Source organism: Thermanaerothrix daxensis (genome assembly GCF_001306145.1).
In the GTDB taxonomy this organism is placed as follows: domain Bacteria; phylum Chloroflexota; class Anaerolineae; order Anaerolineales; family Anaerolineaceae; genus Thermanaerothrix; species Thermanaerothrix daxensis.
In genome coordinates, this window is the sequence record NZ_LGKO01000002.1 from 518,341 (window position 1) to 544,005 (window position 25,665).

Consider the following 25,665-nt stretch of genomic DNA (forward strand, 5'->3'; position numbering starts at 1 on the left):
AAAGTTGCGGTAAAATAGAGCGGTTTTTCGGGGAAGACCCGAGAAGGCGATGCAAGAGTAGCCGGGTGGGCGCCCGCACAGACGAGATGAGGTGACGCAGCCCGCTACTGACTGCACCGCGGTCAGAGATGATGCGGCCTAGCCCAGGCTGACAGTCTCGGAAAAACTAAAACGGTAAGGAGAACAACAGAGATGTTCAAGGGGCTGATTGGTAAGAAAATCGGCATGACCCAGATTTTCGATGAGCAGGGTGCGGCCATCCCGGTTACTGTCATCGAGGCTGGGCCATGCTATGTTACCCAGGTGCGTTTGCCGGATCGAGATGGTTACTCGGCGGTGCAACTGGGTTACCAGGAAGTCAAGCCCAAGCGCCTGACGGCGGGTGAACTCGGGCACCTGAAACGCAATGGTCTGAATCTTCCTCCATTGCGCTTTTTGCGTGAGTTTCGGGTGAAAACGCCGGAGGTCAACGAGGGCGATAAGGTCACTGTTGAGGTTTTCTCGGTGGGCGAGCGAGTGGATGTGATTGGCACCAGCAAGGGGCGTGGCTTCCAGGGTGGTGTCAAGCGTTACCACTTCCGGGGTGGCCCCAAGACCCATGGTCAATCAGATCGGCATCGCGCGCCGGGTTCACGCAGTTCCGGTACCACGCCGGGACGCGTCTATAAGGGATCGCGTGGGCCAGGGCACATGGGCAACCAGCGTGTCACGGCTCAGAATCTCAAAGTTGTCCTGGTAGATGCTGAGCGCAATCTGATTGGTGTTTGTGGTTCGGTTCCGGGTCCGCGTGGTGGCCTGGTAATGATCCGCGAAGCGCGGAAACAAAAGCGGTGAGTATGACCGGGACTGAGGGAGCAGTGGAACTATGTTAGCCGATGTTTACAATCTCTCGGGCCAGAAGGTAGGACAGGTGGATCTGCCTGATTCCATCTTCAATGCCCCCATTAATGTGAGTTTGATGCATCAGGCGTATGTGCGTCAGATGGCGAATGCACGCCTGGGCACCCATGATACCAAGACGCGTCATGAGGTCTCTGGCGGTGGGCGTAAGCCCTGGCGGCAAAAGGGCACGGGGCGAGCACGTCAGGGGTCCATCCGCGCTGCCCAATGGAAGGGTGGTGGCCGGGTGCACACACCGCATCCGCATAAATACACGCTGGCCATGCCGCGCAAAATGCGCCGGGCGGCTTTGCGGTCGGCCCTCTCGGTAAAGGCGGCGGAGCAGGCGATTGTGTTGGTGGATGAGTTGGCGCTGCCTGAGCCGCGCACACGGCTGATGGCGCAAGCCCTGAACGCTCTGGTGGGTGATGCCAGTACCCTGATTCTCTTGCCGCAGAAGGCCTCTTACGAGAACGTTATTCTCTCAACGCGTAATTTGCCAGATACCAAGACTCTGCTGGCGAGCTATCTAAACATCCGCGACTTGCTCACCTTTGATAAGGTAATCATGCCGGTGGCGGCGCTGGATGTCATTACCAGTTACCTGGGAAGGTAGGAGGACGAGAATGTTGACGATTTACGATATTCTCCGCCGCCCCATTATCACTGAAAAGTCGCATTTTCAGATGGCGAAACTGCATCAGTACGTCTTTGAGGTGGCTGAAGAGGCTAACAAAGACATGGTGAAAAAAGCCGTTGAGGAGCTGTTCAATGTCCGTGTGTTGCGGGTGAACATCGTCAACGTGCCAGCCAAGCGAACGCGTCGGGCGCGCAGCCGCCGCTGGGTGGTTCGCAATCCGGGCTACAAGAAGGCGATTGTCACGCTGGCGCCCGAGGATCGCATACCACTGTTGGAAGGGGTTGAGTGATGGGCATCAAGGTTTATAAACCGGTAACCCCCGGTCTGCGCGGCATGACCGGATATACCTTTGAAGAGATCACCAAGACCGAGCCGGAACGCTCGCTCATCGTTGTGCGCAAAGTGCATGCCGGTCGCAACATGTACGGGCGTGTCACGGTGCGCCATCGTGGGGGTGGGGTGCGCCGCTACATTCGCCTGGTGGATTTCAAGCGCGATAAGCGGGGCATTCCGGCCAAAGTAGCGGCGATTGAATACGACCCCAACCGCACGGCGCGTCTGGCGCTATTGCACTACGCAGATGGTGAAAAGCGCTACATCATTGCTCCGCTGGGGCTCAAGGTTGGGGATACAGTGATGGCGGGCCCGAGTGTGGATATTCGCCCCGGGAATGCACTGCCCATCGCCAATATTCCGGTCGGCACCATGATCCACAACATCGAGCTCTATGAGGGCCGGGGTGGGCAGTTGGTGCGTTCGGCGGGTGCGGCGGCGCAGTTGCTGGCCAAGGAAGGTGATTACGCTCAAATCCGCCTTCCCTCGGGCGAGGTGCGCCTGGTGCGGCAGACCTGCTATGCCACGATTGGTCAGGTAGGGAATCTGGAGCACAGCAACATCAAACTTGGAAAGGCCGGACGCAAGCGCTACCTGGGAATTCGCCCGACCGTGCGTGGCACAGCGATGTCACCGCGTGATCACCCGCATGGAGGTGGTGAGGGGCGCCAGCCCATTGGCATGCCCGGTCCGAAGTCGCCGTGGGGCAAACCTACTCGTGGCTACAAGACCCGTCGCAATAAACAGACGGACAAGTACATTGTCAAGCGGCGAAAGTAGTCGCTGTGAGCATGATGGTTGAACGAAGAAGAGGGACGAGCGTATGTCACGTTCATTGAAAAAAGGACCTTATGTTGACCCGAAGTTGCTCAAACGCATCGAGGAGATGAATCTCCGCGGTGAAAAGAAGGTGATCCGGACATGGAGCCGCGCGAGCGTCATCTTCCCGCAGATGGTTGGGCACACCATTGCTGTGCATGATGGCCGCCGCCATGTGCCAATCTACATCACCGAAAACATGGTGGGGCATCGTCTGGGTGAGTTTGCGCCGACGCGCACTTTCCGCGGCCACGTGGCTGAAAAATCCTCGAAGAAGAGGTGAGCGCTATGGCTACCGATGTTCGTGCGCAGTTGCGTTATTGTCCGATCTCTGCCCAGAAAGTGCGCCTGGTGATTGACCTGGTGCGCGGAAAGCCAGCCGTCGAGGCGCTGGATATCCTTAAGTTTGTCCCGAAGGGTGCGGCACGCCCGGTGCGCAAACTGCTGGCTTCGGCAGTGGCAAACGCGGAAGAGAACTTTGGCATTAGCCGCGAGAACCTGTATATCTACCGCATCACGGCCGATGAGGCCCCGACGCGGAAGTGGCGCCGTTTTGGTGCCCGGGGACGTTTTCGACCGATCCTGCGCCGTTCGTCGCATGTGACGGTCGTCCTGCGGGAACGCGAGTAGGAGAGCATCCAGGTGGTTGGAATCAACCTTCTGGCGAGAGATTGGTAATCAGGAGCGTATATGGGTCGCAAAGTTCATCCGATTGGATTTCGCTTAGGTATCATCAAGCCCTGGCAGGCGCGTTGGTATGCTGAGGGGCAGGAATACACTGAGCAGTTGCACCAGGATTTTGAGATTCGCCGCCTGATCATGGCAGAGGCTGAAAAGGCGGGTGTGGCGAAGGTGGAGGTGGAACGCTTCCCGGGCAAGCTTAAAGTCATCGTCCACACCGCCAAGCCAGGGATCTTGATTGGGCGCAAGGGCGAATCGGTCAAAAAGATCCGCCAGGACCTGGAGGCATTGACCGGTAAGAAGATTGATCTGGAGATCAAGGAGGTCAAAAACCCAGACCTGGATGCTTATCTGGTAGCAACAAATATTGCCAGCCAAATTGAACGCCGGGTGGCCTACCGCCGCGCTATGAAACGTGCCATTCAGCAGGCCATGCGTCAGGGCGCACAGGGAATCAAAATTGAAGTGGCTGGGCGCTTGAGCGGTGCCGAAATGGCCCGCAGTGTCTGGCTGCGAGAAGGTCGTGTGCCCCTGCAGACCATTCGCGCAGATGTTGACTTTGCGCGAGCCACTGCTCAGACCACTTATGGTGTGATCGGTGTCAAGGTTTGGGTCTACAAGGGTGATGTGTTGCCTGGCGCGGAAGAGAAGGTGGAAGCCACCGAAGGTGTTTACGTCAGCGAATAAGATTCGCGGTTGGATTGAGTGTAGGACCATCCGCAGAGAGAGAGGTAGTGAATTATGTTGATGCCGAAACGTGTCAAGTGGCGCAAACAGCAGCGTGGTCGCATGAAGGGGAAGGCCACTCGCGGCGCAGAACTGGTGTACGGTGAGTTTGGGTTGCAGGCGTTGGAGCCGGCCTGGATCACGGCGCGCCAGATTGAAGCTGCCCGCCGCACCATTGTGCGGGCAATGCGTCGCCGTGGCAAGATGTGGATTCGTATTTTCCCGGATAAGCCCTACACGCGCAAACCCCCTGAGACCCGCATGGGCAAAGGGAAGGGCAATGTGGAATATTGGGTGGCCGTTGTACGCCCAGGACGTATCATGTTTGAGGTGAGCGGTTTGCCGGCCGATGTGGCCGTAGAAGCCTTACGTCAGGCTGCGTACAAGCTACCCATTAAGACCAAGATTGTGGCGTACGAAGAAGTGGTAGCAGGAGAATCGGCATGAAACCGGAACAGATTCGACTGATGACTACCGAAGAAATAAAGGCCAGGCTCGCTGATGCGCGGCAGGAATTGATGAATCTGCGTTTTCAGTTGACAACCGGGCAATTGACCGACACCAGTCGGCTCAAGCAGACCCGTCGTCTGATTGCGCGTTATCTGACTATCCTGCGCGAGCGTGAGCTGGCTGAGGCCAAAGAGAAAGGTGCAGGGAAGGGTGCCCGATGAACAAGCGACGACGTTTAACCGGTGTGGTCACCAGTAACAAAATGATGAAGACCGTGGTGGTCGAAATCTCGCGCACCTATCGTCACCCCTTGTATAAGAAGGTGGTGCATTCCTCCAAGCGCGTCAAAGCGCACGATACGCTGGGGTGCCAGATAGGCGACGAGGTCGTGATTGTGGAAAGTCGCCCGCTTTCCCGTGAAAAGCGCTGGGTGGTGGAAGCCATCCTCAAGCGTGAGGGAAAGCCGGTGGTTGAGATTCAGGATGCCGCTGGTGAAGGAGTGTAAGCCATGATCCAGCATGAATCGCGGTTAAAAGTAGCCGATAACACAGGGGCCAAGGAGTTGCTTGTCATCCATGTGATGGGTGGCTCAACCCGCAAATATGGCCATGTGGGGGATGTGGTTGTGGCAACGGTGAAGTCGGCCAGCCCTCAAGGGGCGGTGAAGAAGAGCGAGATCGTCAAGGCCGTCATTGTGCGCTGTGCCAAGGAATGGCGCCGCGAGGATGGTTCGACCATTCGTTTTGATGATAATGCGGCCGTGATTCTCGACACCGATGGGCACAACCCGAAGGGAACACGCATCTTTGGGCCGGTGGCGCGCGAATTGCGCGAGAAGGGCTTCATGAAGATCGTTTCCCTGGCCCCTGAGGTCATCTAAATCGGGTGTGCAGGAGTGATGCCATGAAGGTCAAGATTCGCAAAGGGGACACGGTTGAAGTCATCAGCGGGCGCCGAGAAGACAAGGGAAAGCGCGGTGAGGTGATCCGCGTGCTGCCCAAAGAGGCCCGCGTGGTGGTTCAGGGTGTCAACATCCGCACTAAACATCAGCGGCAAGTTCAGGCACAGGGCCGCACCATTTCACCCGGCCGGGTGCGCTTTGAGGCCCCCGTGCACATTTCGAACGTGATGCTGGTTTGCCCGAAATGCGGCAAGGCCACACGGGTGGGTATCTCGCGCGGCGAAGATGGCAAAGCGCGCCGGGTGTGCAAGAAGTGCCAGGCTCTCATTGATGAATAGGCCGCGGAGGAACGTGAGCATGAATGTGTTAAGAGAACGTTATCAAAAAGAAGTGGTGCCGGCCTTGATGAAGGAGTTCAGTTTCACGAACCCCTTGCAGGTGCCGCGCATTCGCAAGGTTGTGATCAATATTGGGTTGGGTGAAGCCTTGGATAACCCCAAGGCGCTGGAGGCGGCTGCATCGGACTTGAGCAAGATCACCGGGCAGAAGCCGGTCATCACCAAGGCGCGCAAGAGCATTGCCGCATTCAAACTGCGTGAAGGTCGCCAGATTGGCGTCATGGTCACTCTGCGGGGCGAGCGCATGTGGGCCTTCCTGGATCGTCTGATCAACATTGCGCTGCCTCGTGTGCGCGATTTCCGAGGCGTTTCGCGCAATTCTTTTGATGGCCGCGGCAATTACACCCTGGGCTTGCGCGAGCAGATCATCTTCCCGGAGATTGAGTACGATAAGATCGATAAGGTGCGAGGGATGGAAGTGACCATCGTCACCGATGCCGGGAGCGATGACAAGGCGGCGAAATTGTTGGAACTTTTAGGAATGCCTTTCAGGAAGGGTTGATATGACCAGAAAGTGCTTAGTTTACCGAGAACTCCGGCGGAAATACCCGGTCCAGGTGCGCAATCGCTGCCGTATTTGCGGACGACCGCGCGGATACATCCGTCGCTTTGGGCTGTGCCGTATTTGCTTCCGCGAACTGGCGCTAGAGGGGAAAATCCCCGGCGTTAAGAAAGCCTCCTGGTAAGGCCAGGTTGGAGGTCAAGCATGAGTGTTAATGATCCGATTGCCGATATGTTAACCCGCATTCGCAATGCCATTATGGCCGGACACGCGAGTGTGAGCATGCCCAGTTCCAAAATCAAGGTGGAGATTGCTCGCATCTTGAAGGAAGAGGGCTATATTGAAGGCTATGAGGTGGTTGAGGGCGCCAAGCCCCATGAGCGTGTTCTGCGCATTCAGTTGAAGTACGTGGGAGAGCGCCGTCATCGCCGCCCGGTTATCAGCGGGTTGGAGCGTGTCAGCCGGCCGGGACGCCGCATTTATACGCGCAAGCGTGATATTCCGTGGGTACTCTCCGGAATGGGGATTACCATTCTTTCCACCCCCAAAGGGATTATGACCGGACAGCGCGCTCGCCAACTCAACGTGGGTGGTGAGATCTTGTGCAAAGTCTGGTGAGCGAATCATCGGTTGAAGGAGGTTGAGCGTGTCGCGTATAGGTCGTTTACCGGTGGTTGTTCCGGCAGGGGTGCAGGTGAATATCCAGGGAACCCGGGTGCACGTCAAGGGGCCAAAGGGTGAGCTTTCCTGGGAGTTTTCGCCGCGGCTGGCGGTTTCGTTTGAGAACGGGCAGATCATTGTGACTCGGTCTTCCGACGAGCCCCAGGTGCGGGCCCTGCATGGTACAACCCGTGCTTTGATCCAGAATATGGTCACCGGGGTGAGCCAGGGCTTTACCAAGGTGCTGGAAATTGAAGGTGTGGGTTACCGCGCCGAGATGGAAGGCAGCAATCTGAAGCTGTTTCTGGGCTACTCTCACCCCATTGTAGTGACTCCGCCAGCGGGTATTACATTTGATGTGGATGCCCGCGCGCGGCAAATCAAGGTGATGGGTTATGATAAGGCGCTGGTGGGGCAGGTGGCTGCCAACATCCGTGAATTGCGTCCGCCAGAGCCCTATCATGGCAAAGGCATTCACTATCTGGGTGAGAAAATCCGCCGCAAAGCCGGTAAAGGTGGTAAGGCCGGCAAGGGCGGCAAGAAGTAGGTGGAGCGCATATGAGCAGATTATCGCGAGCAGAAGCCCGAATTCGTCGGCATCGTCGTGTGCGGAAAAAGGTCTTCGGTACCCCCGAACGGCCGCGCCTGTGTGTCTTTCGTAGCCTGAAGGAGATTTACGCGCAGGTGATTGATGATGAGGCGGGCCATACCCTGGCTGCAGCATCTTCGATTGATCATGAATTGCGTGAGAAGCTCCAGGGGCTTTCAAAGACGGAGAAGGCGCGCCTGGTGGGCGAGCTGGTGGGCCGTCGGGCCGTTGAAAAGGGTATTCGACAGGTCGTGTTTGACCGCGGCGGCTTTAAATATATTGGCCGGGTAAAAGCCTTAGCCGATGGCGCCCGAGCCGCCGGCCTGGAATTCTAGGCCAATCATAACGTGAGGGCCTGAACTATGGATATGATGGATTATCAACCGATTGAACAGCAATACGATGAACGGGTGATTGAGATTCGCCGCGTCGCCAAGGTGGTGAAGGGAGGTCGGCGTTTCCAGTTCCGTGTCACCGTGGTGGCTGGAGATAACCGTGGCAATGTGGGCCTGGGCGTTGGTAAGGCCAATGCCGTACCGGATGCAATGCGCAAGGCCTCAGACCGTGCTCATAAGAACATGCGGCCCATTGTGATGGTGGGAACGACCATCCCGCACGAGGTCAAGGCACGCGTGGGCGGCTCTGAAGTCTTGCTGAAACCCGCCTCTCCGGGAACCGGGGTCATTGCCGCAGGTGGTGTGCGCGCTGTGCTGGAAGCCGCTGGCATTCATGATATTTTGACCAAATCTCTGGGCAGTTCCAACGTTCTAAACGTGGTAAAAGCCACCTTCAAGGCGTTAGAGCAACTCAAATCCCCAGAGGAAGAGGCGAAGCGGCGCGGCAAACCCCTGCAAGAGGTGTTACCTTTCTGGGAGCGGAGGAAACATGGCCGCGAATCCTGAGAAACCCAAGGTCTTACGGATCACCTGGGTTAAGAGCGCCATTGGGTATTCCGAGCGCCAAAAGGCAACCATCCGTGCGCTGGGACTGCGGCGCCTGAACCAGACTGTGATCCATGAAGATACTCCCGCTATTCGTGGAATGCTGCGGAAGGTTAATCATCTGGTCAAAGTTGAGGAAGAGCAGGTAGAGCCATGAAGTTGCATGATCTTGTACCGGATGAAGGTGCGAAAAAGAAACGCAAACGCGTGGGTCGTGGTATTGCGGCAGGTCAGGGTAAAACGGCCGGTCGCGGTACTAAGGGCCAGGGCGCGCGCTCGGGCGAAGAGGGGCATCTCTATCGCCAGGGTGGTAACTTGCCGTTCTACCGCCGCTTGCCTTTCATGCGTGGTGTGGGCTTTACCCCGCCCAACCGGGTAGAGTATAACGAGGTCAATATTCGCCAGTTGGTAGAAAAGTTTGCCCCCAACAGTGAGGTTACCCCCGAGGCGCTGGCGGAGAAGAATCTTCTCCATAAGCCTAAGAATCCGGTGGTTGTCCTGGGCAAGGGCGAGATTGACTTCCCGCTGGTGGTGCGCGTGCACCGGATCAGCGCAGGGGCTAAAGCCAAAATTGAAGCGGCAGGCGGCCGTGTGGAGTTAATTGCGGCCGAGAATGTGGAATCCTAAGGAGACCTGTTTATGAAGCGGTCACCCTGGCGTTACCTTTGGAAGTCGGAAGACATTCGCCGCAAATTGCTAATCACCTTCCTGATTCTAGCGATCTACCGCCTGGCTGCGCATGTGCCCGTGCCAGGCGTAGATCGTGAGGTGATCCGCAACATCGTCCAAACCCCAGGTGCTGCCGGGACCCTCTTTGGACTGCTGGATTTGCTTTCCGGTGGTACGATCACTAACTTCTCCATTCTGGCGATGGGGGTGTACCCCTACATTACGGCACAGATTGTCTTGCAATTGCTGGTGCCGATTATCCCGGCGCTGGAGCGAAAACTCAAAGAGAATCCGCGCGAAGGCCAGCGTTGGATGGAGAAGTGGACGATCATCCTGGCTGTGCCCATGGCCTTTCTCTCCGCCATTGGACAGATTAACATCTTTAACCAGTATGCCCGTAATATTGGGGCTTCAATTCTGACGTACCAATTTGGGTTTAGCGGAGCCGATTTGCTGCCCACGCTGACTACTCTGTTCAGCATGATGGCGGGGACCATGTTTGGCATCTGGCTGGGACAGTTGATATCGGAATATGGTATCCCCAACCAGGGCCTTTCGTTGATCATCTTTGCGGGTATTGTCTCCCGTATTCCGGCCAACTTGATCTCTCTGTGGAGTGACCGCCAGAACGCCTGGTGGATGACTTTGCTGATCCTGGTCATCCTCGTTCTGGTCATCTTTGCGATTGTCTTCGTCCAACAGGGGCGCCGTAATGTGCCGGTGCTTTTCCCGGGGCGACGGGTAGGCAACCGTATGTCCATGCCGGTGCGCAGCAACCTGCCGTTGATGGTCAATATGGCCGGGATGATCCCGCTGATCTTCGCCCAGTCCATTCTGCTCTTGCCGGCATTGGTGGCGGGGCTGTTCTTAAATGTGCAAACCGAGTGGGTGCGCAACCTGGCGACCGGGATTTATAATACCTTTAGCGGAAACTCGGGGTTATATGCGCTATTCTACTTCTTGATGGTGGTGCTGTTCACCTTCTTCTATACCGATGTGCTCTTCACCCAGCAGAACTACGGGGAAGCACTTAAGCGCCAGGGGGCCCAAATTCCCGGTGTGCTGCGGGGTGAACCTACCCAGAAGTACCTGACCAAGGTGCAGCGCCGTATTACCCTGCCGGGAGCCCTCTTCTTGGGGTTGGTGGCCGTGCTTCCTTATATCCTGAATGTTTTCCTGCCGACTTCGGCACGCCAGGCTGGGCTTTTCCTGGTTTCTTCGGCGGGCTTGCTGATCGTAGTGGGTGTGGTACGCGACACCTTCACGATCATTGAAACCGAATTGAAACTGCACGGCTACGAAGAACGATTGATTAAAGGGTAGGCCTGCCTATGGGTGATTTCATCGTTCTGCTCGGTCCTCCCGGTGCCGGAAAAGGCACGCAAGCCCAGCGCCTGGCGCAGTCTCTGGGCATGGCGCACATTTCCTCGGGCGATTTGTTCCGCGAGCATCTTAAAGCACAAACGGAACTGGGAAAGTTGGCTCAATCTTACATGAACCGCGGGGAATTGGTGCCGGATGACGTGACCATCGCTATGGTGCGCGAGCGGGTCGGCCGCCCAGATTGTGCCCGTGGGGCTATTCTGGATGGTTTCCCGCGCACACCGGCTCAGGCTGCGGCTCTGGATGAGATGCTGGCGGAACTGAGTGGTCGAGTTGTCAGCGTGCCTCTGATCCAGGTGCCGGCAGAGGTTTTGATTGAGCGATTAGGAGGACGTTGGACTTGCCGGGCGCAGGGACACGTGTACCATGCGAAGTACAACCCGCCGCGTGTGCCGGGTGTATGTGATATAGATGGCTCTGAACTTTACCAGCGTGAGGACGACTTGCCGGCGACGGTAGCCCGGCGCATTCAGGTCTACTTAGAGCAGACGGCCCCCCTGGTGGATTATTATCGTCAGAAGGGGCTGCTGGTGGAGATTGATGGTACCCAGCCCATTGAAGAAGTGAGTGCCAGGTTGCTGGAAGCCGTGGAAAAGGCCAGGAAAGCGCAGTCATGATGAGTTGGGAGCGTCACATCACGATCAAGAGCCCCAAAGAGATTGAGATCATGCGCATTGCCGGGCGCATCAACGCCGAAGCGCTGCAGGCGGCCTGCGATATTGCCCGCCCAGGCGTTACCACGGCGGATTTGAACGCAGCAGCAGAAGAGGTGCTTAAGAAATACGGGGTTTATTCACCGTTCAAGAATTATCCTGGGCCCTACCCGTATCCTGCCAGCACGACGGTAAGCGTCAATGACGAACTGGTGCATGGCATCCCTGGAAGCCGTAAGTTGAAAGAAGGCGATATTGTCTCGATTGACTGCGGCACGGTATATGAAGGTTTTGTGGCCGATTCGGCAGTAACCATTGCAATTGGCGAGGTCTCACCCGAAATTCAGCGTTTGCTTGAAGTAACCGAGCAGGCACTCTATGCAGGGATTGCCAAAATGCTGCCCGGGAATCGGGTGGGTGATGTATCCGCCGCCATTCAGCAATTTGTGGAAAGTCGAGGCTTTTTTGTCACCCGCGAGTATACCGGGCACGGCGTTGGTCGCCAGATGCACGAGGGGCCGCAGGTTCCCAATTACGGTGTGCCGGGGCGGGGGATGGTGCTCCGTCCGGGGATGACGATTGCGCTGGAGCCGATGGTGCTCATTGGTTCGCCGTACACGCGCGTGCTCGAGGATCAGTGGACTGTGGCATCGCAAAATGGTTTGCCCACGGCTCATTTTGAGCACACGGTTGCTGTTACCGAGCACGGGCCGCTCATCCTGACTTTGCTTGAGGATGGCAGTACGCCTGGACGAAATCATCGGAAGCCGGTATAATTTTAAATTCGGCTGCTAAGATGAAGTTATCTTGTGACAGGAGAACGCGATCATGAAAGTATCACCTTCTATTCGTAAACGATGTGCGAAGTGCAAAATCGTGCGGCGCAGGGGACGCCTGTACGTGATTTGTGAGAATCCAAAGCATAAACAGCGACAGGGGTAAAACGGCATGGCGAGAATTGAAGGTGTTGATCTTCCGCGCAACAAGCGGGTTGAAGTAGCCCTGACCTACATTTACGGAATTGGGCCGAGCCGCGCTAAAGAGATCCTTGCGGCGACGAAAGTGAACCCTGATACGCGGGTTAAGGACCTGACCGAGGCTGAGGTTAACGCTCTGCGCGATTACATTGCTCAGCACTACAAGGTCGAGGGTGATCTGCGCCGCGAGGTGCAGATGAATATCAAGCGTCTGATTGAGATTGGTTGCTACCGGGGTTTGCGCCATCGCCGTGGCTTGCCGGTGCGGGGTCAGCGCACGCGTACCAATGCCCGCACGCGCAAGGGCCCGCGCAAGACGGTGGCTGGGCGGGGTCGCCGCCGAGGTGCAGCGAAGAAATAGGCCTGGGCATCGCTGGCTCAGTGTTGGGAGCGCCTTCCCTCCCCTGCGGCTGCCTGAGCGGCGATTGGCCGGGATCTATGTGGAAAATGCATTCTTATGGAGTGAGAGCGAGGAAACATGGCTCAAAGTGTACGATCTGCGCGCCGGTCTGGCGCTACGCGAAAAGTCAAGCGCACGTTATCATCTGCGAAGGTGTACATCAACGCGTCGTTTAATAATACGATCGTGACCGTCACCGATCAGCAGGGAAATGTGGTCTGCTGGGCCAGTTCGGGGTCGGCCGGATTTAAGGGTTCGCGCAAGAGCACCCCGTTTGCGGCGCGCCTGGCTGCCGAACAGGCAATCAAGGCGGCGCAGGCAATGGGCGTTCAGGAAGTGGACCTGATTGTCAAGGGCCCGGGCCCTGGGCGCGAATCGGCGATTCGAGCAATTCAGGCGATGGGCGTCACCGTGCGCTCCATTGCGGATGCAACGCCGATTCCCCACAATGGGTGTCGGCCGCCCAAGAAGCGCCGTGTCTAATCGGATGAAGTGAGGGACGATATGGCGAGATATACCGGACCGGTTTGTAAATTGTGTCGGCGTGAAGGGATGAAACTGTTCCTCAAAGGGGAACGCTGTTTCTCTCCCAAATGCGCCTTTGAACGTCGAGGTTATGCCCCTGGTGAGCACGGTCGTATGGGGAGTGCCCGTGGGGGCATGGAGCGCCTCTCAGACTATGCCAAGCAGTTGCGGGCCAAGCAACGCGCGCGCCGCATTTACGGTGTGCTGGAGCGTCAGTTCCGCCGTTATTTCACAGTGGCGCTGCGCAAGCGCGGTCTGACGGGTCTCAACCTGTTGCAGACCCTTGAGATGCGCCTGGATAATGTGATTTACCGTTTGGGGTTTGCTGCCAATCGTGCGCAGGCACGCCAATTGGTCACCCACGGTCATTTCACTGTGAACGGCCGCAAGACGGATGTGCCTTCAATGTTGCTGCGACCTGGCGATGTAGTGGCCGTGCGCGAGGGTTCACGGCGGCGCACATTCTTCCGCGAGTTGCCCGATATTGCCGAAAAGCGTCCATGCAGCCCGTGGTTGGAGCGCGATTTGCAACAGCTTTCGGGGCGCGTGCTGCGCCTGCCCGAACGGGCGGAGATTGATGGCGCTTTGAACGAACAGTTGATTGTCGAGTACTACTCGCGCTAATGAATGAGATCCGGGTTCGTTCAGCGGAAAGAGGTGGACCTTGAGTGCTGTAAGTAGCATGGTTAAACCCAGAATAGAGCAAGATGTCCAGGCGCGTAATTATGGGCGCTTTGTGATCAGCCCGTTGGAGCGTGGTTACGGGGTCACCCTGGGCAATGCTCTGCGGCGTGTGTTGCTCTCCTCGCTGGAAGGTGCGGCCGTGACTTCTATCCGGATCACGGATGTGCTGCACGAGTTCAGCGATATTCCCGGCGTCCGCGAGGATGTGATCCAGGTGATGTTGCAGATCAAGCAGTTGCGCCTGATTCTGCACGATGTGGATACTGCCACCTTGCAGTTGGAGGTGCGAGGTGAGGGGCCGGTCACCGCGGCAGATATTCAAACCCCTGCCGAGGTAGAAATTGTCAACCCGGAACTTTACCTCTTCACCGTGGATGATCCCAACACTCGCCTGGATATCGAGATGGTGGTGGAGCGAGGCCGCGGGTATTCTCCAGCCAGTGACCGTAGTGGGCGGCTTCCCATCGGTGAGTTACCCGTGGATGCCATTTTTAGCCCGGTTAAGCGGGTCAACTACAACGTGGAAGCCACGCGCGTGGGGCAGAGCACGAATTACGAGCGCCTGACGTTGGAAATCTGGACGGATGGTACCATGTCGCCTGAAAAGGCACTGGTTGAGGCTTCGCGGATCCTCATTGATCACTTCCGCCTGGTAGCGGGGGTGGGTGAGGAGGCGATGGCATTGGCGGCTGAGAAAGAGCCGACCGGCATTCGCCTGAGCAGTGAAGCCGCCGATACCCCAATTGAAAATCTGGATCTTTCGGTGCGCGTATTCAATTCCTTGAAGCGCACTGGGATCACCACGGTTGGGGATGTGCTGGAACTGCTGGAGAAGGGCAATGACGCGGTGATGTCCATCCGGAATTTTGGCGAGAAGAGCCTTGAGGAATTGCGCCAGAAGATGCGCGAGAAGGGGTTCTTGCCACCCGAAACAAAGGAGGCGGAGTAAGGACCTATGCGACACAAGGTTGCAGGTTATAAATTAGGGCGATCCACCGGGCAGCGGAATGCCTTGCGCCGCACGCTTTTGCGCCAGTTTTTTGCTCACGAGCGGATTCGCACGACGCGTGCCAAGGCAATGGCAATTCGTGGCGAAGCCGAGCGTATCATCACGATTGCCCGCAACAGTCAGCAAGGGAGTGATGTGGATAAAGTAAATGCACGGCGACTGGTGGCGGCGCGGTTGGGAGACCCCCAACTGGTCAAGAAGCTGTTCGATGAGATCGGACCTCGTTACGCTAATCGCAATGGCGGTTATACGCGCATGTTCAAGCTAGGCCCTCGGTTGGGCGATGCCGCCGAGATGGTCTTGCTGGAACTGGTTGAGTCGTAAGCCATCCGGACCTTTGCCGGATTGGAATGGCACGTTACCAGGTGATCATAGCCTACGACGGCACCTGCTTCCAGGGGTTTCAACGGCAGGGAGGCCGGGCGCGGACGGTGCAGGCAGAGGTGGAGGCGGCGTTGAGTCGCCTGGGCTGGCAAGGGTCGGCCATCCTCTATGCTGGCCGGACGGATGCGGGCGTCCACGCAGCAGGCCAGGTGGTCGCGTTTGATCTGGAGTGGCCTCACTCCCCCGAAGCCCTGGGCCGGGCGTTGAACGCGTACCTGCCCGAGGACATCGCGGTCAAGGCAGTGCGTGAGGTTGCGCCGGATTTTCATCCTCGCTATCATGCCGTGGGTCGGGCCTACACTTACCGTCTCTACGTTGCTCAGGAACGAGATCCACTGCGTGACCGCTTTGCCTGGCGCGTCTGGCCTGAGGTGGACTTGGCCCGCATGATGGCGGCGGCAGGTTGGATCGAGGGTTGCCATGACTTTGCGGCTTTCGGTACGCCGATGAAGCCCGGACGTTCCACCATCCGTCACGTGTACCATGCCTCCTGGGAAGTCCTGGAAGATGCCTCGCTTCGCTTTCGCATCCTCGCCAATGCATTTCTTTACCACATGGTGCGCAGGCTGGTTTACGTTCAGGTGCTGGTTGGTCAGGCAAAACTCGAGCCGGAAGCCATTGGGGCCGCCCTGCAGGGGCAAGGTAACCTTCCTCCCGGTTTGGCGGCGGCACGAGGCCTGGTGCTCGAGCGGGTATACTACCCTGAAGATGGGCAAGGATTTGAACCTCTGGGAGAATCCTTAATAGCAAGTGGAGATGAGGACTGTGGATAAGACATACGTAATCAAAGGAAAACCCGAAACACAATGGCTGCTGGTTGACGCCACAGACCAGAATTTAGGGCGCCTGGCTACGAAGATTGCGGCCTACCTTTTGGGTAAGCACAAGCCCACTTACACCCCGGGAGTACCAATGGGGGATTATGTGGTGGTCATTAATGCCAGCCGCGTTCGTGTTCACGAATCGCGCCCTGAGACCAAGATTTACTACCGACATTCAATGTATCCCGGGGGTCTGAAAGCAATTTCCTTGCGGGATATGCTTCAAAAACACCCCGATCGGGTGATCCGGCAAGCAGTGTGGGGCATGCTTCCTAAGAACAAACTCGGACGGCGTTTGATCAAGCGCCTCAAGATATATGCCGGGCAGGAGCATCCTCACCAGGCTCAAAATCCGCAACCGGTAGCCTAAAGGAGTAAGGGTATATGATGGCTGTGCAATATTACGAAGGTGTTGGGCGCCGCAAAGAGGCGACAGCGCGTGTGCGCGTGATGAGTGGATCCGGGCGCTTTGTGATCAACGAAAAGCCCCTCGAGGTGTATTTCCCGCGCTTAGGGGATGTGGATTCCATTCTGCGCCCACTGGCCGTGACCGGTTATGACCGGGCTGGTTTTGACATCACGGTTAAGGTGGAAGGTGGTGGCGTGACCGGGCAGGCTGACGCTGTGCGCTTGGGCTTGGCGCGGGCACTGGCTAAGATGAACCCCGAGTTGGTTCAGATGTTGCGCCGCGAGGGCCTGCTGACCCGAGATCCACGGGTTAAGGAACGCAAGAAGCCCGGACTTAAGCGCGCGCGCAAGGCGCCTACTTACACCAAGCGTTAAGTCGCTTTTTACTGGGCAGTTGTTTGGCCGTATGATGGGCCTGAGGGAGGATTTCGCATCCTCCCCTCAGGCTTTTTGCTAAAACAAAGGCAGGTCAGCTCCAAGCGTGTTGTAGAGGTGATGCCATGACAGAAGCCGGTGGTGTGGTGCTCTTAGGGTTAGGACCAGGTGAAGGGCGTCTGTTGACCCGTGAAGCCTGGGAATGGTTGCAAGCGGTGCCCGAAATCTATGTGCGCACCGAGTTGCACCCGGTGGTGCAGGAATTGCCCCCGAGTGTACGAGTTCACGCCTTCGATTGGCTTTACCGCCAGGGAAGTTCATTTGAGCAGGTCTATGCCACTATTGTGGAAAAGATCCTCGATCTGGCTCGGCGTCCGGAAGGTGTGACCTACGCGGTGCCGGGTCATCCATTGGTAGCCGAAGCAACAGGTCCTGAAATCCTACGCCGGGCCCGCGCTGAAGGTCTGCCCGTGCGTGTTATCGAGGGGGTCTCCTTTCTGGAGCCCACTTTTACCGCGCTGGGGATTGACCCTTTCCCGCGCTTGGTCTTGGTGGATGCGTTGGAATTGGGTACCTGGCACGTTCCCTCTTTTCCGCCGGATGCACCGGTGCTGATCGCCCAGATTTACGACCGGATGAGCGCCTCTGAGGTCAAACTAACCTTGAACGCTTTTTATCCGGATGAGCATCCGGTTGTACTGGTGCATGCCGCGGGTACTTCCCGCCAGCAGGTAGAGCACCTCCACCTTTATGAGATAGATCGCAGTCCCCACCTGGGGCTGATGAGTGCGCTGTATGTGCCTCCGTTGGGCCCCGCCACATCCATGGAGGCGTTTCTGGAAATCGTGGCGCACCTGCGGGCACCAGATGGCTGTCCCTGGGATCGGCAACAGACCCATCAGTCATTGCGCAGTCATCTTTTGGAAGAGGCGTACGAGGTGCTTGCGGCGATTGATGCCAATGATGCGGCGGCCCTCCAGGAGGAATTGGGGGATCTGCTGCTCCAGGTGGCTTTACATGCCCAGATTGCCAATGAAGAGGGTACATTTAACTTCACCGATGTTGTGCACGGGATTCATCAGAAAATTGTGCGCCGTCATCCGCACGTTTTTGGCGCTCTTCAGGTGGAAGGGGTTGAGGGAGTACTCCGCAATTGGGAGCGGTTGAAGCAGGCGGAGCGCGAAGCCAATGGGCAGGAAACCCGCAGTTTGCTGGCGGGCGTGCCTCTGGCTCTGCCGGCTCTAACGCAGGCCCAAGAGTTGCAAGACCGTGCCGCGCGAGTGGGCTTTGACTGGCCGGAAATTGCACCGGTGTGGGAAAAAGTGCGCGAGGAGCTTGAGGAAGTGCGGACTGCCCCGGATGATGAGGCGCGGGAGAAAGAACTGGGGGATTTACTGTTTGCGGTGGTTAACCTGGCGCGCTGGTACAAGGTAGATGCAGAGAGTGCGCTGCGTGCGACGAATCATCGCTTCCGGCAGCGCTTTGCCCATATCGAACGGCGTGCCCGGGAGGCAGGACGAGTGCTGGGTGAGATGAGTCTGGCTGAAATGGATGCGCTGTGGGAAGAGGCCAAAGACAACGAAAAGGGGAATCCATCCGCTGCCGAAGCGTGATCCCCTTTAGCGCTTGCGCAGTTCTTTGGAGTCAAACCACAGGCCGCTTACCAGATGGGGCTCAGTCTTGGTCAGCACCAGACGCATGGTGACATTATCGTCCTTCTCAAAGCGCAGGCGGTATACCACGATGAAGTAATTGCCACTTTCAAGCACGGCATTGATCTCACGGGACTGGAAAGCCCCCAGGTGCGTTTCCAAGGTGCTACGCAGGTCGGCGAAAGCCTTCTCATCCAGCCCTTTGCGCATGGACTCATCAAAGTCCGTGGCAAAAGCGGTGTAATCTCCGGCTAACAGGCCATCCAGCAGGGTAGTCGTCATGGGCTCGGCATAAGCCAGCACTGCATCTTTTTCACTGCCTGCCAGCGTACGTGCGCCGCTACTACAGGCGCTCAGCATGATGCCAATGCTCAAGAGAATGATCAACCATTTGGATGTTTGCATGATGCCCTCCCGCGAGCATCATACCATAAGGGGTAGGGTTAAAGCAAGGCGCCCTTCCAAAGAAGGGCGCCGTGTGCCGAGAGCCAGAATCGAACTGGCGACACCGCAGTTTTCAGCCGCGTGCTCTACCAACTGAGCTATCTCGGCGCAATCAGAATTTTAACGGCAGGCAGGGGGATTGTCAAGCGCGAGCAGCCCATTTTTCATCTTTCTGGGGCCTCAGGCACAAACTCATTTCTTTTTTATTGTGTTTTTATCTGTCTTTTATGTGCCTGGGCTGCCGGTATCCGTAAATTGAGAAGGAAAATGCGGTTCTATCCTGCGGTACTTCCAACAACAGAAGCGGAAGGCGTTATTGTATCGGGCAGCCACGCCCGGTGGAGAATTATGTACTTCCTTCCGCCCCGGGTGGTTTTTGTGAGCTTTACTATTTCCCAATCCATCCCATTTGCAAGGAGAGCCCAATGAGAGTAAACCCCCTTAATCGTCTGCGCATTCTGACCAAACTAAGCCTGGGCTTTGCCCTAATTGGATTGTTCTCTCTGATACTGGCCTTGGTCGCCTACTGGAGCCTGGATCGTCTTAATCGCCAATCCAACCAGCTTTATGCGCAGAATTTGACGCCAGCGTTGGAGGTCGGGCGAGCGCGTACGATGTTGTATCAAATTCGGGGTTCCCTCTTCAATATCTTTCTGTTGCCCGATGATACGCTGAAACTGGAATCGGAGATTAACCAGAACATTGCCGGGATCACGGCAATTGTGCGTAAGGTCCGCGAAGCCAACATTCAGGATGCGGAGGCGGCGTTGGTGGCTTTTGAGACCGCCTGGCAAGATTATGTTAGCAAGTTAGATGACACATTACAGCAAATTCGTGCCGGGAATCGCAGCGCGGCCATGGCGCGTGCCACCGTGGGGGATCTGGCGATGGCGCGCCAGACCGCCGATGCCACCATGGAATCTTTGCTTACCATCGTGCAGCGCGCCGCAGATCAGGCCCACGCCCAGAGCGAGGCTACTTTCGAGCGAATGCGTTGGATCCTCATGCTCATTACCTGCCTGGCACTGGTCATCTCGGGCGGACTCTCTGTGCTCATCACCCGCAACTTGAACCAGCCTATTCAAGTCATGGTTGGTGCGCTGAGCAATCTCTCTCAGGGGGATCTCAACCGCCACATCCCTATCGAGGTCAAAGAGTCCATTGCCAGTCGAGAGGATGAATTAGGGGCTCTAGGGCGGGCGCTTAAGGCTGCGGAAGACTATATCGTTGCAATGGCCGAATTGGCGGATCGCATTGCGGGTGGGGACCTCAGCCTGATGGTAACACCACGCAGCGAGAAGGACGAACTCGGCCAGGCGTTTGCGCGTATGGTGGCAGGGTTGCGCCACCAGGTGCAGGAAATTACTGAAGCGGCGGGGCGACTGAATGTGATTGCCCAGGAGATTCGCCATGCCGCTGCCCAGAGTGGCGAGGCCAGTCAGCAGATGGCACAGACGTTGCAGCAGGTGGCTCGAGGCATTACCGAGCAATCTGAAAGTGTCAATCGCACGGCGGCCTCGATCAACGAGGTGGCCCGCGCCATTGAGGGGATTGCTCGCGGTGCGCAGGAGCAATCGCAGGCGGTAGCAAATGCTTCACGGCTGACGGCAACAATCAGCGACCACGTAGCGCAGATGGCCGAGAACGTGCAAACCGTCTTCCGCGATGCTTCGGGGGCGGCCCAACTGGCCCAGCAGGGGGTGCAGGCGGTTCAGCAGACCATCGAAGGCATTGAAAACATTCGCACACGCTTTGGTTTTTCGGCCACGCGTGTGGAGGAAATGGGGGTGCGTTCGCGCGAGATTGGAGCCATTCTGGAAACCATCCAGGATATTGCCTCGCAAACCAATTTGCTGGCGCTCAATGCGGCTATTGAAGCCGCGCGGGCTGGCGAGCACGGCAAAGGCTTTGCTGTGGTGGCCGATGAAGTGCGCAAACTGGCCGAGCGCGCCGCAGCCGCAACTAAAGAAATCGGCCATTTGGTGCGCGGCATCCAGCAAACTGTGGAAGAGGCCGTCAATGCCATGCGCGCCGGGAATGACGATGTCCAGCGGGGCGTGGAACTGGCGAATCAGGCCGGTCAGGCCCTGGCTTTCATTCATGAGGTGAGCGAGGCCGTTCGGCAGCAGGCTGAGTTGACGGCAAACGCTGCGGTGCGAGTGCGTGATGCGGTGGATCAACTGGTCGGAGCGGTGGACAGCGTTTCTGCCGTGGTGGAAGAGAATACGGCTTCAACTGAGGAAATGACGGCTAGTGTGGGTGAAGTTAATCAGGCCATTGAAACAATAGCCAGCGTTTCGGAGGAAAACAGCGCGGCCATTGAAGAAGTGAGTGCCTCGGCAGAGGAGGTTAGCGCGCAGGTTGCCGAGGTGGCTTCTGCGGTGGGCGGGCTGGCCCAAATGGCACATACCCTGGAGGCGCTGGTGGCCCATTTCAAACTGGCGCAGGAGGCTGCCCCGGTAGCGGCGCCCTCCCCCGCGCAGGAGGCCCTTCCCCAACTGGCTGAAACCACAATCCCCGGTTCATGAAAGGAGCGTTTTATGGAGCAACAGTTTGTGGTTTTTCAGGTGGCCGGTGAACAATATGGGGTCACCATCGAGCAGGTCGAGAGCATTGTTAAGATGCAGCCGATCACCGTGGTTCCCCAGGCACCGGCCTTTGTTGAGGGCATCACCAACCTTCGCGGCATGGTGCTCCCCGTACTGTCGCTGCGCAGGCGCTTTGGGTTGCCCTCGGTGGAGGCGGATCGCGAGACCCGCATTGTGGTCGTGATGCACGGTGCCCACCCCATTGGGATCATTGTGGACAGTGTATTGGAGGTGTTGCGTCTGCCTGAGGAAACCATTGAACCGCCACCTCCCATGGTCACTAGCGAACGCACGCGTTTCATCACCGGCATTGCCAAGGTGGGCGAGCGATTGATCCTGCTGCTTGACCTGGCGCGGGTACTTTCGATTGAAGAAGAGGCCCAACTGACGACCCTACGCGAGGCAGTAGGAGCGTGAATGAAACAACAACCCAATCCGCTTTTCTTTTGGAGGACAAGATTCATGAACAATTTCTTCAATAACGTATTCCGGAAAGGACAGGGTTCAGGGGGGAGAGGGCGACGTTCCATTCGAACACAACTGTTAGCCTACTCGTTAGCCCTGGCGCTGGTCCCATTGATGGTGCTGTTTGCGTTGAGTTATGTACAGGCCCGGGGGGCATTAAGCCAAAGCACGCGGGAGACTCTGAGCAACTTGGCCGATATGACGGTAGATCAGGTTCAGGAGTGGCTGGCGGCTCGCCAAACCGAAATTGAAATCATGGCCAACGCGGCTGAAATTGTTTCCATGGAACCGGTGCGGGCCATGCGGGCTTTGACGTTTTACCGTGAAAAGTGGGGCGATCATTACGAGACACTGGTAGTGATCCAGCCAGATGGGGTGGCGCTGGCTTCTACCGACGGCCAGCGCAATAATATGAGTGATCGAGAGTACTTCAAGCAGGCCATGGCGGGTCGAACGGTGATCTCTGAGCCTCTCATCTCAAAGGGTAGCCTCCATGTGGTTGTGGTCATAGCAACCCCCATTCGGTCGCTGGGACAGGTTGTGGGGGTGATGGCGGCGGTGGTGCCCACCACTGCTATTGAAGGTGTGCTGGCGAAAGCCCGACTGGGTAACACTGGCGATGCGTATCTGATTGACCAGCGGGGGGTGTTCATCACTCCTTCGCGGTTTGAAAATCAACTCAAGGCCGAAAACCGCATTAGGGAACGCAGTGCGCTGGAGTTGCGCATTGACACCGAGGCTGCACGTGCGGTGCTCTCTGGGCAGGACGGCGTGGGGGAGTACCAGGGCTATCGCTTCAAGCCAGTGGTGGGCGCGTATCGCCATTTGGCGGGTATGAACTGGGGGCTCATTGTCGAGCAAGATGCCAGCGAAGCACTGGCTGCCGTAAACGGGCTGGCACGGATTTTGATCATCGGCGCGCTTGTGATGGCGGGGCTGGTGGTCCTGGCGGCTTATGCTTTCTCCGGGCAAATTGCTGCTCCGATCCTACTTGTTTCGGCGGCGCTGAATCGCCTGGCGCAGGGCGACTTGTTGAGAGATGCTGAAGAAATTAGGGAGAAGTCTATACTGAACCGGCGAGATGAGATCGGGCAGATGGGGCAGGCCTTGCAAAGTGTGGTGGGTTATATGTCGGAGATGGCGATGACCGCCGAAGCCATCGCTGCCGGTGATCTCACTCGTGAGGTTAAGCCGCGTTCGGAGCAGGATGTTCTGGGCCACGCCTTTGCGCGGATGATTAGCGGCCTGCGCCAGATTGTGCAGGGGGTTGCGCAGAATGCCCAAGCCCTGGAAGCCGCGGCCACCGAACTGGCCGAGGCGGCCGGCCAGGCGGGCCAGGTAACCGGGCAGATTGCCACCACCATCCAGCAGGTGGCAAAAGGTGCTTCGCAACAGTCTGAGGCGGCCAGCCGCACGGCGGCATCGGTTGAGCAGATGACCCGTGCCATCCAGGGGGTGGCCAAAGGAGCGCAGGAGCAGGCAGTGGCGGTGAACAAGATGTCGGCACTGATCAACCAGCTCTCGGCGGCCATCCAGCAGGTGCAGACGGGCGCGCAAGGTGCGGCTCAGGTGGCTCACTCGGCGGTTGAGACGGCCCGCCAGGGATCCCATACTGTGGAATCCACCCTGAAAGGCATGGTGACCATCCGCGAGAAAGTGGGGTTCTCGGCAGAAAAGGTTCAGGCCATGGGGCAGCGTTCCGCGCAGATCGGCGCTATCGTGGAAACCATCCAGGACATTGCCTCGCAAACCAATTTGCTGGCGCTCAATGCGGCTATTGAAGCCGCGCGGGCTGGCGAGCACGGTAAGGGCTTCGCCGTGGTGGCCGATGAGGTGCGCAAACTGGCCGAACGTTCGGCGGCGGCAACGCGAGAGATTGGCGGTCTGGTGCGCGAGATACAGCAAACCGTGGAAGAGGCCGTGCACGCCATGCAGGAGAGCGCCGCCGAAGTGGAGAGAGGCGTCCAGCAGGCTAATCTGTCGGGTGGTGCGTTGTCGGATATCATGGACGGGATCAAGGCCATGCGCGAGGGGGCAGAAGAGAGCCTCCGCGCGGCCCAGCACATGGCAACACTGGCCGAATCACTGGTGGCGGCGGCGGATGAAGTCTCTGCCATTGCTGAGGAGAACACGGCGGCCACGGAGGAGATGAGTGCCGGTGCGCAGGAAATTGCCCAGGCGGTTGAGGCCATTGCCAGCGTGAGCGAGGAAAACAGCGCCGCGGTGGAAGAAGTTTCGGCTTCAGCAGAGGAGATGTCGGCTGAGGTGGAAGAGGTGGCGGCCTCGGCGCAGTTCGTACAGGGCACGGCCCAGGCGCTCAAGGAGGCCGTGGCGCAGTTCCGCTGGAGCGAAGCCGAGGTGGTCGGCGAACGCTCTGGTGTTGCGTCCTCAGGCAATGGACGGGGGGTCTTGCTCAAAGTTCATTAGTTTGCTCGTCATTTCAAGCGTTGAATCGGGCGCCCCGTTTTTCACAACGGGGCGCCAGCGTCTAGGAAGGAGGAAATTTATGCCGAATTTACGCGCTGGGGCTAAGGTTTGCCGGGAGGTGGTCGTTAAGGAAGATAGAACACCATCCCAAAAGACCCGATGAGGAGGTTAGGAGAAACCGGAACCCATCAACAACATTCAATTCCAGTGTCCACCACTCGGGGAACGGGGCTTGACCCCGAGTGGCTCCCACAGAAGAAAGCCCGCTCCTTTTTCAGTTGTTCATTTCAAAATCTAAATTCTCAGGGGAAGGATCCCCGCCAAAATTCACAAGGAGGTGTGAAATGCCTACAGTAGATTACACTCGAATTGCTGGTAACATCGGTGCGCTCAATGCGCTCAACTCGTTGCAACTGATCAACAATGAACTGGCCATTCATCAGACCCGCCTGGCGACTGGTAAGCGCATCAACGAGGCGGCTGATGATCCGGCGGGCTTGAGCCTGGCGACTACCTTTGATATCCGCCGCCAGGGGCTGAAGACGGTGCTCAACGGCATTGGCGACGCCAAGAACCTGCTCTCCACGGCGGAAGGTGGTCTGCGCAAAATCCAGGATATTCTGGTCAAGATGAAGAACAAGGCCCTGGAAGCCCAGAGCGGCACCATCGGGGATAAAGAGAAGGAAGCCATTGCGGCTCAGTTAAATGCCTACGCGGCAGAAATTGACTCGATCGTGGAACAGACCCAGTGGAACGGCAACATGCTGATCGGTCAGAGCGGTTCGGCAGGAGGCGCCTCGGCCACGCAGAACTTCTTGACCTCCCTGGGTACCGCGGCTGATCCTACCGCTGTCACCTCAGAATTCAAGTTCTCCGGTAATCAGGGTTTTGGCGCCTACGGCACGGATACGGATGGTCTGGGGTTGAGCTCGGAATACACCACGGCGAATTTGAGCACTGCGCTTTCGGATATTGACGCGGCCATTGAGAAAGTCAAGAAAGGCATCAGCGAAGTGGGTGCGTTCAGTGCCCGTCTATCCTTCAAGGAAGAGGCGATTACCGTTCAGTACACCAACACCGAAGCGGCTTATAACCGGATCATGAACGCCAACATGGCTGAAGAGCAGGTCAATGCCAGCAAGTTGCTCATCCTGCAGCAGACGGCAACCGCCATGCTGGCTCAGGCCAACACTGCACCACAGTTCCTGCTCACCCTCTTCCGTTAATCGTCAACTCCTCATCGGTATCGGGATAGCGGGGAGCGCTCAGGGCGCTCCCCGTC

The 25,665-nt window shown here is 57.5% G+C and carries 38 protein-coding genes and 1 tRNA gene; 37 read left to right on the forward strand and 2 right to left on the reverse strand.

The window, feature by feature from the left end; all coding sequences use genetic code 11:
- Window positions 1-192: 192 nt before the first annotated feature.
- From rplC to yabN, 33 genes are all read left to right on the forward strand, one after another.
- A complete protein-coding gene (rplC, locus tag SE15_RS02505; protein WP_054520522.1) occupies window positions 193-834 on the forward strand; it encodes a 50S ribosomal protein L3 in 642 nt (213 codons plus the stop codon).
- 31 nt (window positions 835-865) lie between these two features.
- Entirely contained in the window at window positions 866-1,495 is a 630-nt protein-coding gene (gene rplD, locus SE15_RS02510) for a 50S ribosomal protein L4 (RefSeq protein ID WP_054520523.1), read from the forward strand.
- Window positions 1,496-1,505: 10 nt separating this feature from the next.
- Complete coding sequence (rplW, locus tag SE15_RS02515) at window positions 1,506-1,808, forward strand: 50S ribosomal protein L23 (RefSeq protein ID WP_054520524.1); 303 nt, start codon at window positions 1,506-1,508, stop codon at window positions 1,806-1,808.
- Complete coding sequence (rplB, locus tag SE15_RS02520) at window positions 1,808-2,632, forward strand: 50S ribosomal protein L2 (protein ID WP_054520525.1); 825 nt, start codon at window positions 1,808-1,810, stop codon at window positions 2,630-2,632. The genes rplW and rplB overlap by 1 nt, the downstream gene beginning before the upstream one ends.
- A 43-nt stretch (window positions 2,633-2,675) precedes the next feature.
- Window positions 2,676-2,954, forward strand: a complete 279-nt coding sequence (gene rpsS / locus SE15_RS02525; RefSeq protein ID WP_054520526.1) for a 30S ribosomal protein S19 — start codon at window positions 2,676-2,678, stop codon at window positions 2,952-2,954.
- A 5-nt stretch (window positions 2,955-2,959) separates the two neighbouring features.
- Window positions 2,960-3,301: a 50S ribosomal protein L22 gene (gene rplV, locus SE15_RS02530; RefSeq protein WP_054520527.1), complete on the forward strand. Its 342-nt coding sequence runs from the start codon at window positions 2,960-2,962 to the stop codon at window positions 3,299-3,301.
- 60 nt (window positions 3,302-3,361) lie between these two features.
- Window positions 3,362-4,039, forward strand: coding sequence for a 30S ribosomal protein S3 (rpsC, locus tag SE15_RS02535; RefSeq protein ID WP_054520528.1), 678 nt, complete (start codon window positions 3,362-3,364; stop codon window positions 4,037-4,039).
- A gap of 54 nt (window positions 4,040-4,093) precedes the next feature.
- Window positions 4,094-4,525 carry a 50S ribosomal protein L16 gene (gene rplP / locus SE15_RS02540; RefSeq protein WP_054520529.1) on the forward strand — a complete coding sequence of 144 codons (432 nt, stop codon included), beginning with the start codon at window positions 4,094-4,096 and terminating at the stop codon, window positions 4,523-4,525.
- Window positions 4,522-4,749: a 50S ribosomal protein L29 gene (gene rpmC / locus SE15_RS02545; protein ID WP_054520530.1), complete on the forward strand. Its 228-nt coding sequence runs from the start codon at window positions 4,522-4,524 to the stop codon at window positions 4,747-4,749. Before rplP ends, rpmC begins: the two co-directional genes overlap by 4 nt.
- Window positions 4,746-5,033, forward strand: coding sequence for a 30S ribosomal protein S17 (gene rpsQ / locus SE15_RS02550; protein ID WP_054520531.1), 288 nt, complete (start codon window positions 4,746-4,748; stop codon window positions 5,031-5,033). The genes rpmC and rpsQ overlap by 4 nt, the downstream gene beginning before the upstream one ends.
- Before the next feature lie 3 nt (window positions 5,034-5,036).
- Window positions 5,037-5,408: a 50S ribosomal protein L14 gene (gene rplN / locus SE15_RS02555; protein ID WP_054520532.1), complete on the forward strand. Its 372-nt coding sequence runs from the start codon at window positions 5,037-5,039 to the stop codon at window positions 5,406-5,408.
- A gap of 23 nt (window positions 5,409-5,431) precedes the next feature.
- Window positions 5,432-5,767: a 50S ribosomal protein L24 gene (gene rplX, locus SE15_RS02560; protein WP_054520533.1), complete on the forward strand. Its 336-nt coding sequence runs from the start codon at window positions 5,432-5,434 to the stop codon at window positions 5,765-5,767.
- 19 nt (window positions 5,768-5,786) lie between these two features.
- Complete coding sequence (rplE, locus tag SE15_RS02565; protein ID WP_054520534.1) at window positions 5,787-6,329, forward strand: 50S ribosomal protein L5; 543 nt, start codon at window positions 5,787-5,789, stop codon at window positions 6,327-6,329.
- A gap of 1 nt (window position 6,330) precedes the next feature.
- Window positions 6,331-6,513, forward strand: coding sequence for a type Z 30S ribosomal protein S14 (locus tag SE15_RS13975; RefSeq protein ID WP_083461647.1), 183 nt, complete (start codon window positions 6,331-6,333; stop codon window positions 6,511-6,513).
- A gap of 20 nt (window positions 6,514-6,533) precedes the next feature.
- Entirely contained in the window at window positions 6,534-6,947 is a 414-nt protein-coding gene (rpsH, locus tag SE15_RS02570) for a 30S ribosomal protein S8 (protein WP_054520535.1), read from the forward strand.
- Window positions 6,948-6,975: 28 nt separating this feature from the next.
- The gene (rplF, locus tag SE15_RS02575; protein WP_054520536.1) at window positions 6,976-7,536 is read left to right on the forward strand and encodes a 50S ribosomal protein L6; all 561 of its coding nucleotides are present in this window, start codon (window positions 6,976-6,978) and stop codon (window positions 7,534-7,536) included.
- 11 nt (window positions 7,537-7,547) lie between these two features.
- Window positions 7,548-7,913: a 50S ribosomal protein L18 gene (rplR, locus tag SE15_RS02580; protein WP_054520537.1), complete on the forward strand. Its 366-nt coding sequence runs from the start codon at window positions 7,548-7,550 to the stop codon at window positions 7,911-7,913.
- Between the two features lie 33 nt (window positions 7,914-7,946).
- On the forward strand, window positions 7,947-8,480 hold the full coding sequence (rpsE, locus tag SE15_RS02585) for a 30S ribosomal protein S5 (RefSeq protein WP_054521311.1): 534 nt from the start codon (window positions 7,947-7,949) through the stop codon (window positions 8,478-8,480).
- Window positions 8,464-8,676, forward strand: a complete 213-nt coding sequence (gene rpmD / locus SE15_RS02590) for a 50S ribosomal protein L30 (protein ID WP_054520538.1) — start codon at window positions 8,464-8,466, stop codon at window positions 8,674-8,676. The genes rpsE and rpmD overlap by 17 nt, the downstream gene beginning before the upstream one ends.
- Window positions 8,673-9,146 carry a 50S ribosomal protein L15 gene (gene rplO / locus SE15_RS02595; protein ID WP_054520539.1) on the forward strand — a complete coding sequence of 158 codons (474 nt, stop codon included), beginning with the start codon at window positions 8,673-8,675 and terminating at the stop codon, window positions 9,144-9,146. Before rpmD ends, rplO begins: the two co-directional genes overlap by 4 nt.
- 12 nt (window positions 9,147-9,158) lie before the next feature.
- Window positions 9,159-10,511: a preprotein translocase subunit SecY gene (gene secY, locus SE15_RS02600; RefSeq protein ID WP_054520540.1), complete on the forward strand. Its 1,353-nt coding sequence runs from the start codon at window positions 9,159-9,161 to the stop codon at window positions 10,509-10,511.
- Between the two features lie 8 nt (window positions 10,512-10,519).
- Complete coding sequence (locus SE15_RS02605) at window positions 10,520-11,188, forward strand: adenylate kinase (RefSeq protein ID WP_054520541.1); 669 nt, start codon at window positions 10,520-10,522, stop codon at window positions 11,186-11,188.
- Window positions 11,188-12,000, forward strand: a complete 813-nt coding sequence (gene map / locus SE15_RS02610; RefSeq protein WP_054521312.1) for a type I methionyl aminopeptidase — start codon at window positions 11,188-11,190, stop codon at window positions 11,998-12,000. The genes SE15_RS02605 and map overlap by 1 nt, the downstream gene beginning before the upstream one ends.
- A gap of 52 nt (window positions 12,001-12,052) precedes the next feature.
- Entirely contained in the window at window positions 12,053-12,166 is a 114-nt protein-coding gene (gene rpmJ / locus SE15_RS13980; RefSeq protein WP_083461648.1) for a 50S ribosomal protein L36, read from the forward strand.
- Window positions 12,167-12,172: 6 nt separating this feature from the next.
- Window positions 12,173-12,562, forward strand: coding sequence for a 30S ribosomal protein S13 (gene rpsM, locus SE15_RS02615; protein WP_054520542.1), 390 nt, complete (start codon window positions 12,173-12,175; stop codon window positions 12,560-12,562).
- 117 nt (window positions 12,563-12,679) lie between these two features.
- Window positions 12,680-13,084, forward strand: a complete 405-nt coding sequence (gene rpsK, locus SE15_RS02620; RefSeq protein WP_054520543.1) for a 30S ribosomal protein S11 — start codon at window positions 12,680-12,682, stop codon at window positions 13,082-13,084.
- A 21-nt stretch (window positions 13,085-13,105) separates the two neighbouring features.
- Window positions 13,106-13,750 (forward strand): 30S ribosomal protein S4, encoded by a 645-nt coding sequence (gene rpsD, locus SE15_RS02625; protein WP_054520544.1) that lies wholly within the window; start codon window positions 13,106-13,108, stop codon window positions 13,748-13,750.
- 40 nt (window positions 13,751-13,790) lie between these two features.
- Entirely contained in the window at window positions 13,791-14,759 is a 969-nt protein-coding gene (locus SE15_RS02630) for a DNA-directed RNA polymerase subunit alpha (protein ID WP_152965505.1), read from the forward strand.
- A 6-nt stretch (window positions 14,760-14,765) separates the two neighbouring features.
- Complete coding sequence (gene rplQ / locus SE15_RS02635; protein ID WP_054520546.1) at window positions 14,766-15,143, forward strand: 50S ribosomal protein L17; 378 nt, start codon at window positions 14,766-14,768, stop codon at window positions 15,141-15,143.
- 26 nt (window positions 15,144-15,169) lie between these two features.
- The gene (gene truA, locus SE15_RS02640) at window positions 15,170-15,976 is read left to right on the forward strand and encodes a tRNA pseudouridine(38-40) synthase TruA (protein ID WP_054520547.1); all 807 of its coding nucleotides are present in this window, start codon (window positions 15,170-15,172) and stop codon (window positions 15,974-15,976) included.
- The gene (gene rplM, locus SE15_RS02645) at window positions 15,960-16,394 is read left to right on the forward strand and encodes a 50S ribosomal protein L13 (protein WP_054520548.1); all 435 of its coding nucleotides are present in this window, start codon (window positions 15,960-15,962) and stop codon (window positions 16,392-16,394) included. The genes truA and rplM overlap by 17 nt, the downstream gene beginning before the upstream one ends.
- 14 nt (window positions 16,395-16,408) lie before the next feature.
- Window positions 16,409-16,807, forward strand: a complete 399-nt coding sequence (rpsI, locus tag SE15_RS02650; RefSeq protein WP_054520549.1) for a 30S ribosomal protein S9 — start codon at window positions 16,409-16,411, stop codon at window positions 16,805-16,807.
- A gap of 125 nt (window positions 16,808-16,932) precedes the next feature.
- A complete protein-coding gene (gene yabN / locus SE15_RS02655) occupies window positions 16,933-18,420 on the forward strand; it encodes a bifunctional methyltransferase/pyrophosphohydrolase YabN (RefSeq protein ID WP_054520550.1) in 1,488 nt (495 codons plus the stop codon).
- A 6-nt stretch (window positions 18,421-18,426) separates the two neighbouring features.
- Here the strand turns inward: yabN and SE15_RS02660 are convergent, their stop codons facing one another.
- Together SE15_RS02660 and SE15_RS02665 are read right to left on the reverse strand one after the other, a co-directional pair.
- Window positions 18,427-18,864 carry a DUF3887 domain-containing protein gene (locus SE15_RS02660; RefSeq protein ID WP_054520551.1) on the reverse strand — a complete coding sequence of 146 codons (438 nt, stop codon included), beginning with the start codon at window positions 18,862-18,864 and terminating at the stop codon, window positions 18,427-18,429.
- 74 nt (window positions 18,865-18,938) lie between these two features.
- Window positions 18,939-19,011: transfer RNA gene (locus SE15_RS02665), tRNA-Phe, on the reverse strand.
- A 317-nt stretch (window positions 19,012-19,328) separates the two neighbouring features.
- Between SE15_RS02665 and SE15_RS02670 the strand changes: the two genes are divergently transcribed.
- From SE15_RS02670 to SE15_RS02685, 4 genes are all read left to right on the forward strand, one after another.
- Window positions 19,329-21,431, forward strand: a complete 2,103-nt coding sequence (locus SE15_RS02670; RefSeq protein WP_054520552.1) for a methyl-accepting chemotaxis protein — start codon at window positions 19,329-19,331, stop codon at window positions 21,429-21,431.
- A 12-nt stretch (window positions 21,432-21,443) separates the two neighbouring features.
- A complete protein-coding gene (locus SE15_RS02675; protein ID WP_054520553.1) occupies window positions 21,444-21,908 on the forward strand; it encodes a chemotaxis protein CheW in 465 nt (154 codons plus the stop codon).
- A 45-nt stretch (window positions 21,909-21,953) separates the two neighbouring features.
- Window positions 21,954-24,383: a methyl-accepting chemotaxis protein gene (locus SE15_RS02680; RefSeq protein ID WP_054520554.1), complete on the forward strand. Its 2,430-nt coding sequence runs from the start codon at window positions 21,954-21,956 to the stop codon at window positions 24,381-24,383.
- A 344-nt stretch (window positions 24,384-24,727) separates the two neighbouring features.
- The gene (locus SE15_RS02685; RefSeq protein WP_054520555.1) at window positions 24,728-25,609 is read left to right on the forward strand and encodes a flagellin; all 882 of its coding nucleotides are present in this window, start codon (window positions 24,728-24,730) and stop codon (window positions 25,607-25,609) included.
- Window positions 25,610-25,665 lie beyond the last annotated feature (56 nt).

Bases quoted from the DNA above. Each gene is read 5' to 3' on its own strand.
- rplQ (WP_054520546.1), top strand. From the start codon at position 14,766: ATGCGACACAAGGTTGCAGGTTATAAATTAGGGCGATCCACCGGGCAG.
- SE15_RS02685 (WP_054520555.1), top strand. From the start codon at position 24,728: ATGCCTACAGTAGATTACACTCGAATTGCTGGTAACATCGGTGCGCTC.
- rplC (WP_054520522.1), top strand. From the start codon at position 193: ATGTTCAAGGGGCTGATTGGTAAGAAAATCGGCATGACCCAGATTTTC.
- rpmC (WP_054520530.1), top strand. From the start codon at position 4,522: ATGAAACCGGAACAGATTCGACTGATGACTACCGAAGAAATAAAGGCC.
- rpsK (WP_054520543.1), top strand. From the start codon at position 12,680: ATGGCTCAAAGTGTACGATCTGCGCGCCGGTCTGGCGCTACGCGAAAA.
- rpsC (WP_054520528.1), top strand. From the start codon at position 3,362: ATGGGTCGCAAAGTTCATCCGATTGGATTTCGCTTAGGTATCATCAAG.
- map (WP_054521312.1), top strand. From the start codon at position 11,188: ATGAGTTGGGAGCGTCACATCACGATCAAGAGCCCCAAAGAGATTGAG.
- rpmJ (WP_083461648.1), top strand. From the start codon at position 12,053: ATGAAAGTATCACCTTCTATTCGTAAACGATGTGCGAAGTGCAAAATC.
- secY (WP_054520540.1), top strand. From the start codon at position 9,159: ATGAAGCGGTCACCCTGGCGTTACCTTTGGAAGTCGGAAGACATTCGC.
- truA (WP_054520547.1), top strand. From the start codon at position 15,170: ATGGCACGTTACCAGGTGATCATAGCCTACGACGGCACCTGCTTCCAG.
- rplW (WP_054520524.1), top strand. From the start codon at position 1,506: ATGTTGACGATTTACGATATTCTCCGCCGCCCCATTATCACTGAAAAG.
- rplB (WP_054520525.1), top strand. From the start codon at position 1,808: ATGGGCATCAAGGTTTATAAACCGGTAACCCCCGGTCTGCGCGGCATG.
- rplM (WP_054520548.1), top strand. From the start codon at position 15,960: ATGAGGACTGTGGATAAGACATACGTAATCAAAGGAAAACCCGAAACA.
- rpsH (WP_054520535.1), top strand. From the start codon at position 6,534: ATGAGTGTTAATGATCCGATTGCCGATATGTTAACCCGCATTCGCAAT.
- rplO (WP_054520539.1), top strand. From the start codon at position 8,673: ATGAAGTTGCATGATCTTGTACCGGATGAAGGTGCGAAAAAGAAACGC.
- rpsM (WP_054520542.1), top strand. From the start codon at position 12,173: ATGGCGAGAATTGAAGGTGTTGATCTTCCGCGCAACAAGCGGGTTGAA.
- rpsI (WP_054520549.1), top strand. From the start codon at position 16,409: ATGATGGCTGTGCAATATTACGAAGGTGTTGGGCGCCGCAAAGAGGCG.
- SE15_RS02660 (WP_054520551.1), bottom strand. From the start codon at position 18,864: ATGCAAACATCCAAATGGTTGATCATTCTCTTGAGCATTGGCATCATG.
- rplP (WP_054520529.1), top strand. From the start codon at position 4,094: ATGTTGATGCCGAAACGTGTCAAGTGGCGCAAACAGCAGCGTGGTCGC.
- rplN (WP_054520532.1), top strand. From the start codon at position 5,037: ATGATCCAGCATGAATCGCGGTTAAAAGTAGCCGATAACACAGGGGCC.
- SE15_RS02605 (WP_054520541.1), top strand. From the start codon at position 10,520: ATGGGTGATTTCATCGTTCTGCTCGGTCCTCCCGGTGCCGGAAAAGGC.
- rpsS (WP_054520526.1), top strand. From the start codon at position 2,676: ATGTCACGTTCATTGAAAAAAGGACCTTATGTTGACCCGAAGTTGCTC.
- SE15_RS13975 (WP_083461647.1), top strand. From the start codon at position 6,331: ATGACCAGAAAGTGCTTAGTTTACCGAGAACTCCGGCGGAAATACCCG.
- rplR (WP_054520537.1), top strand. From the start codon at position 7,548: ATGAGCAGATTATCGCGAGCAGAAGCCCGAATTCGTCGGCATCGTCGT.
- SE15_RS02680 (WP_054520554.1), top strand. From the start codon at position 21,954: ATGAACAATTTCTTCAATAACGTATTCCGGAAAGGACAGGGTTCAGGG.
- rpsQ (WP_054520531.1), top strand. From the start codon at position 4,746: ATGAACAAGCGACGACGTTTAACCGGTGTGGTCACCAGTAACAAAATG.
- rpsE (WP_054521311.1), top strand. From the start codon at position 7,947: ATGATGGATTATCAACCGATTGAACAGCAATACGATGAACGGGTGATT.
- SE15_RS02670 (WP_054520552.1), top strand. From the start codon at position 19,329: ATGAGAGTAAACCCCCTTAATCGTCTGCGCATTCTGACCAAACTAAGC.
- rplD (WP_054520523.1), top strand. From the start codon at position 866: ATGTTAGCCGATGTTTACAATCTCTCGGGCCAGAAGGTAGGACAGGTG.
- SE15_RS02675 (WP_054520553.1), top strand. From the start codon at position 21,444: ATGGAGCAACAGTTTGTGGTTTTTCAGGTGGCCGGTGAACAATATGGG.
- rpmD (WP_054520538.1), top strand. From the start codon at position 8,464: ATGGCCGCGAATCCTGAGAAACCCAAGGTCTTACGGATCACCTGGGTT.
- yabN (WP_054520550.1), top strand. From the start codon at position 16,933: ATGACAGAAGCCGGTGGTGTGGTGCTCTTAGGGTTAGGACCAGGTGAA.
- rplE (WP_054520534.1), top strand. From the start codon at position 5,787: ATGAATGTGTTAAGAGAACGTTATCAAAAAGAAGTGGTGCCGGCCTTG.
- rplV (WP_054520527.1), top strand. From the start codon at position 2,960: ATGGCTACCGATGTTCGTGCGCAGTTGCGTTATTGTCCGATCTCTGCC.
- rpsD (WP_054520544.1), top strand. From the start codon at position 13,106: ATGGCGAGATATACCGGACCGGTTTGTAAATTGTGTCGGCGTGAAGGG.
- rplX (WP_054520533.1), top strand. From the start codon at position 5,432: ATGAAGGTCAAGATTCGCAAAGGGGACACGGTTGAAGTCATCAGCGGG.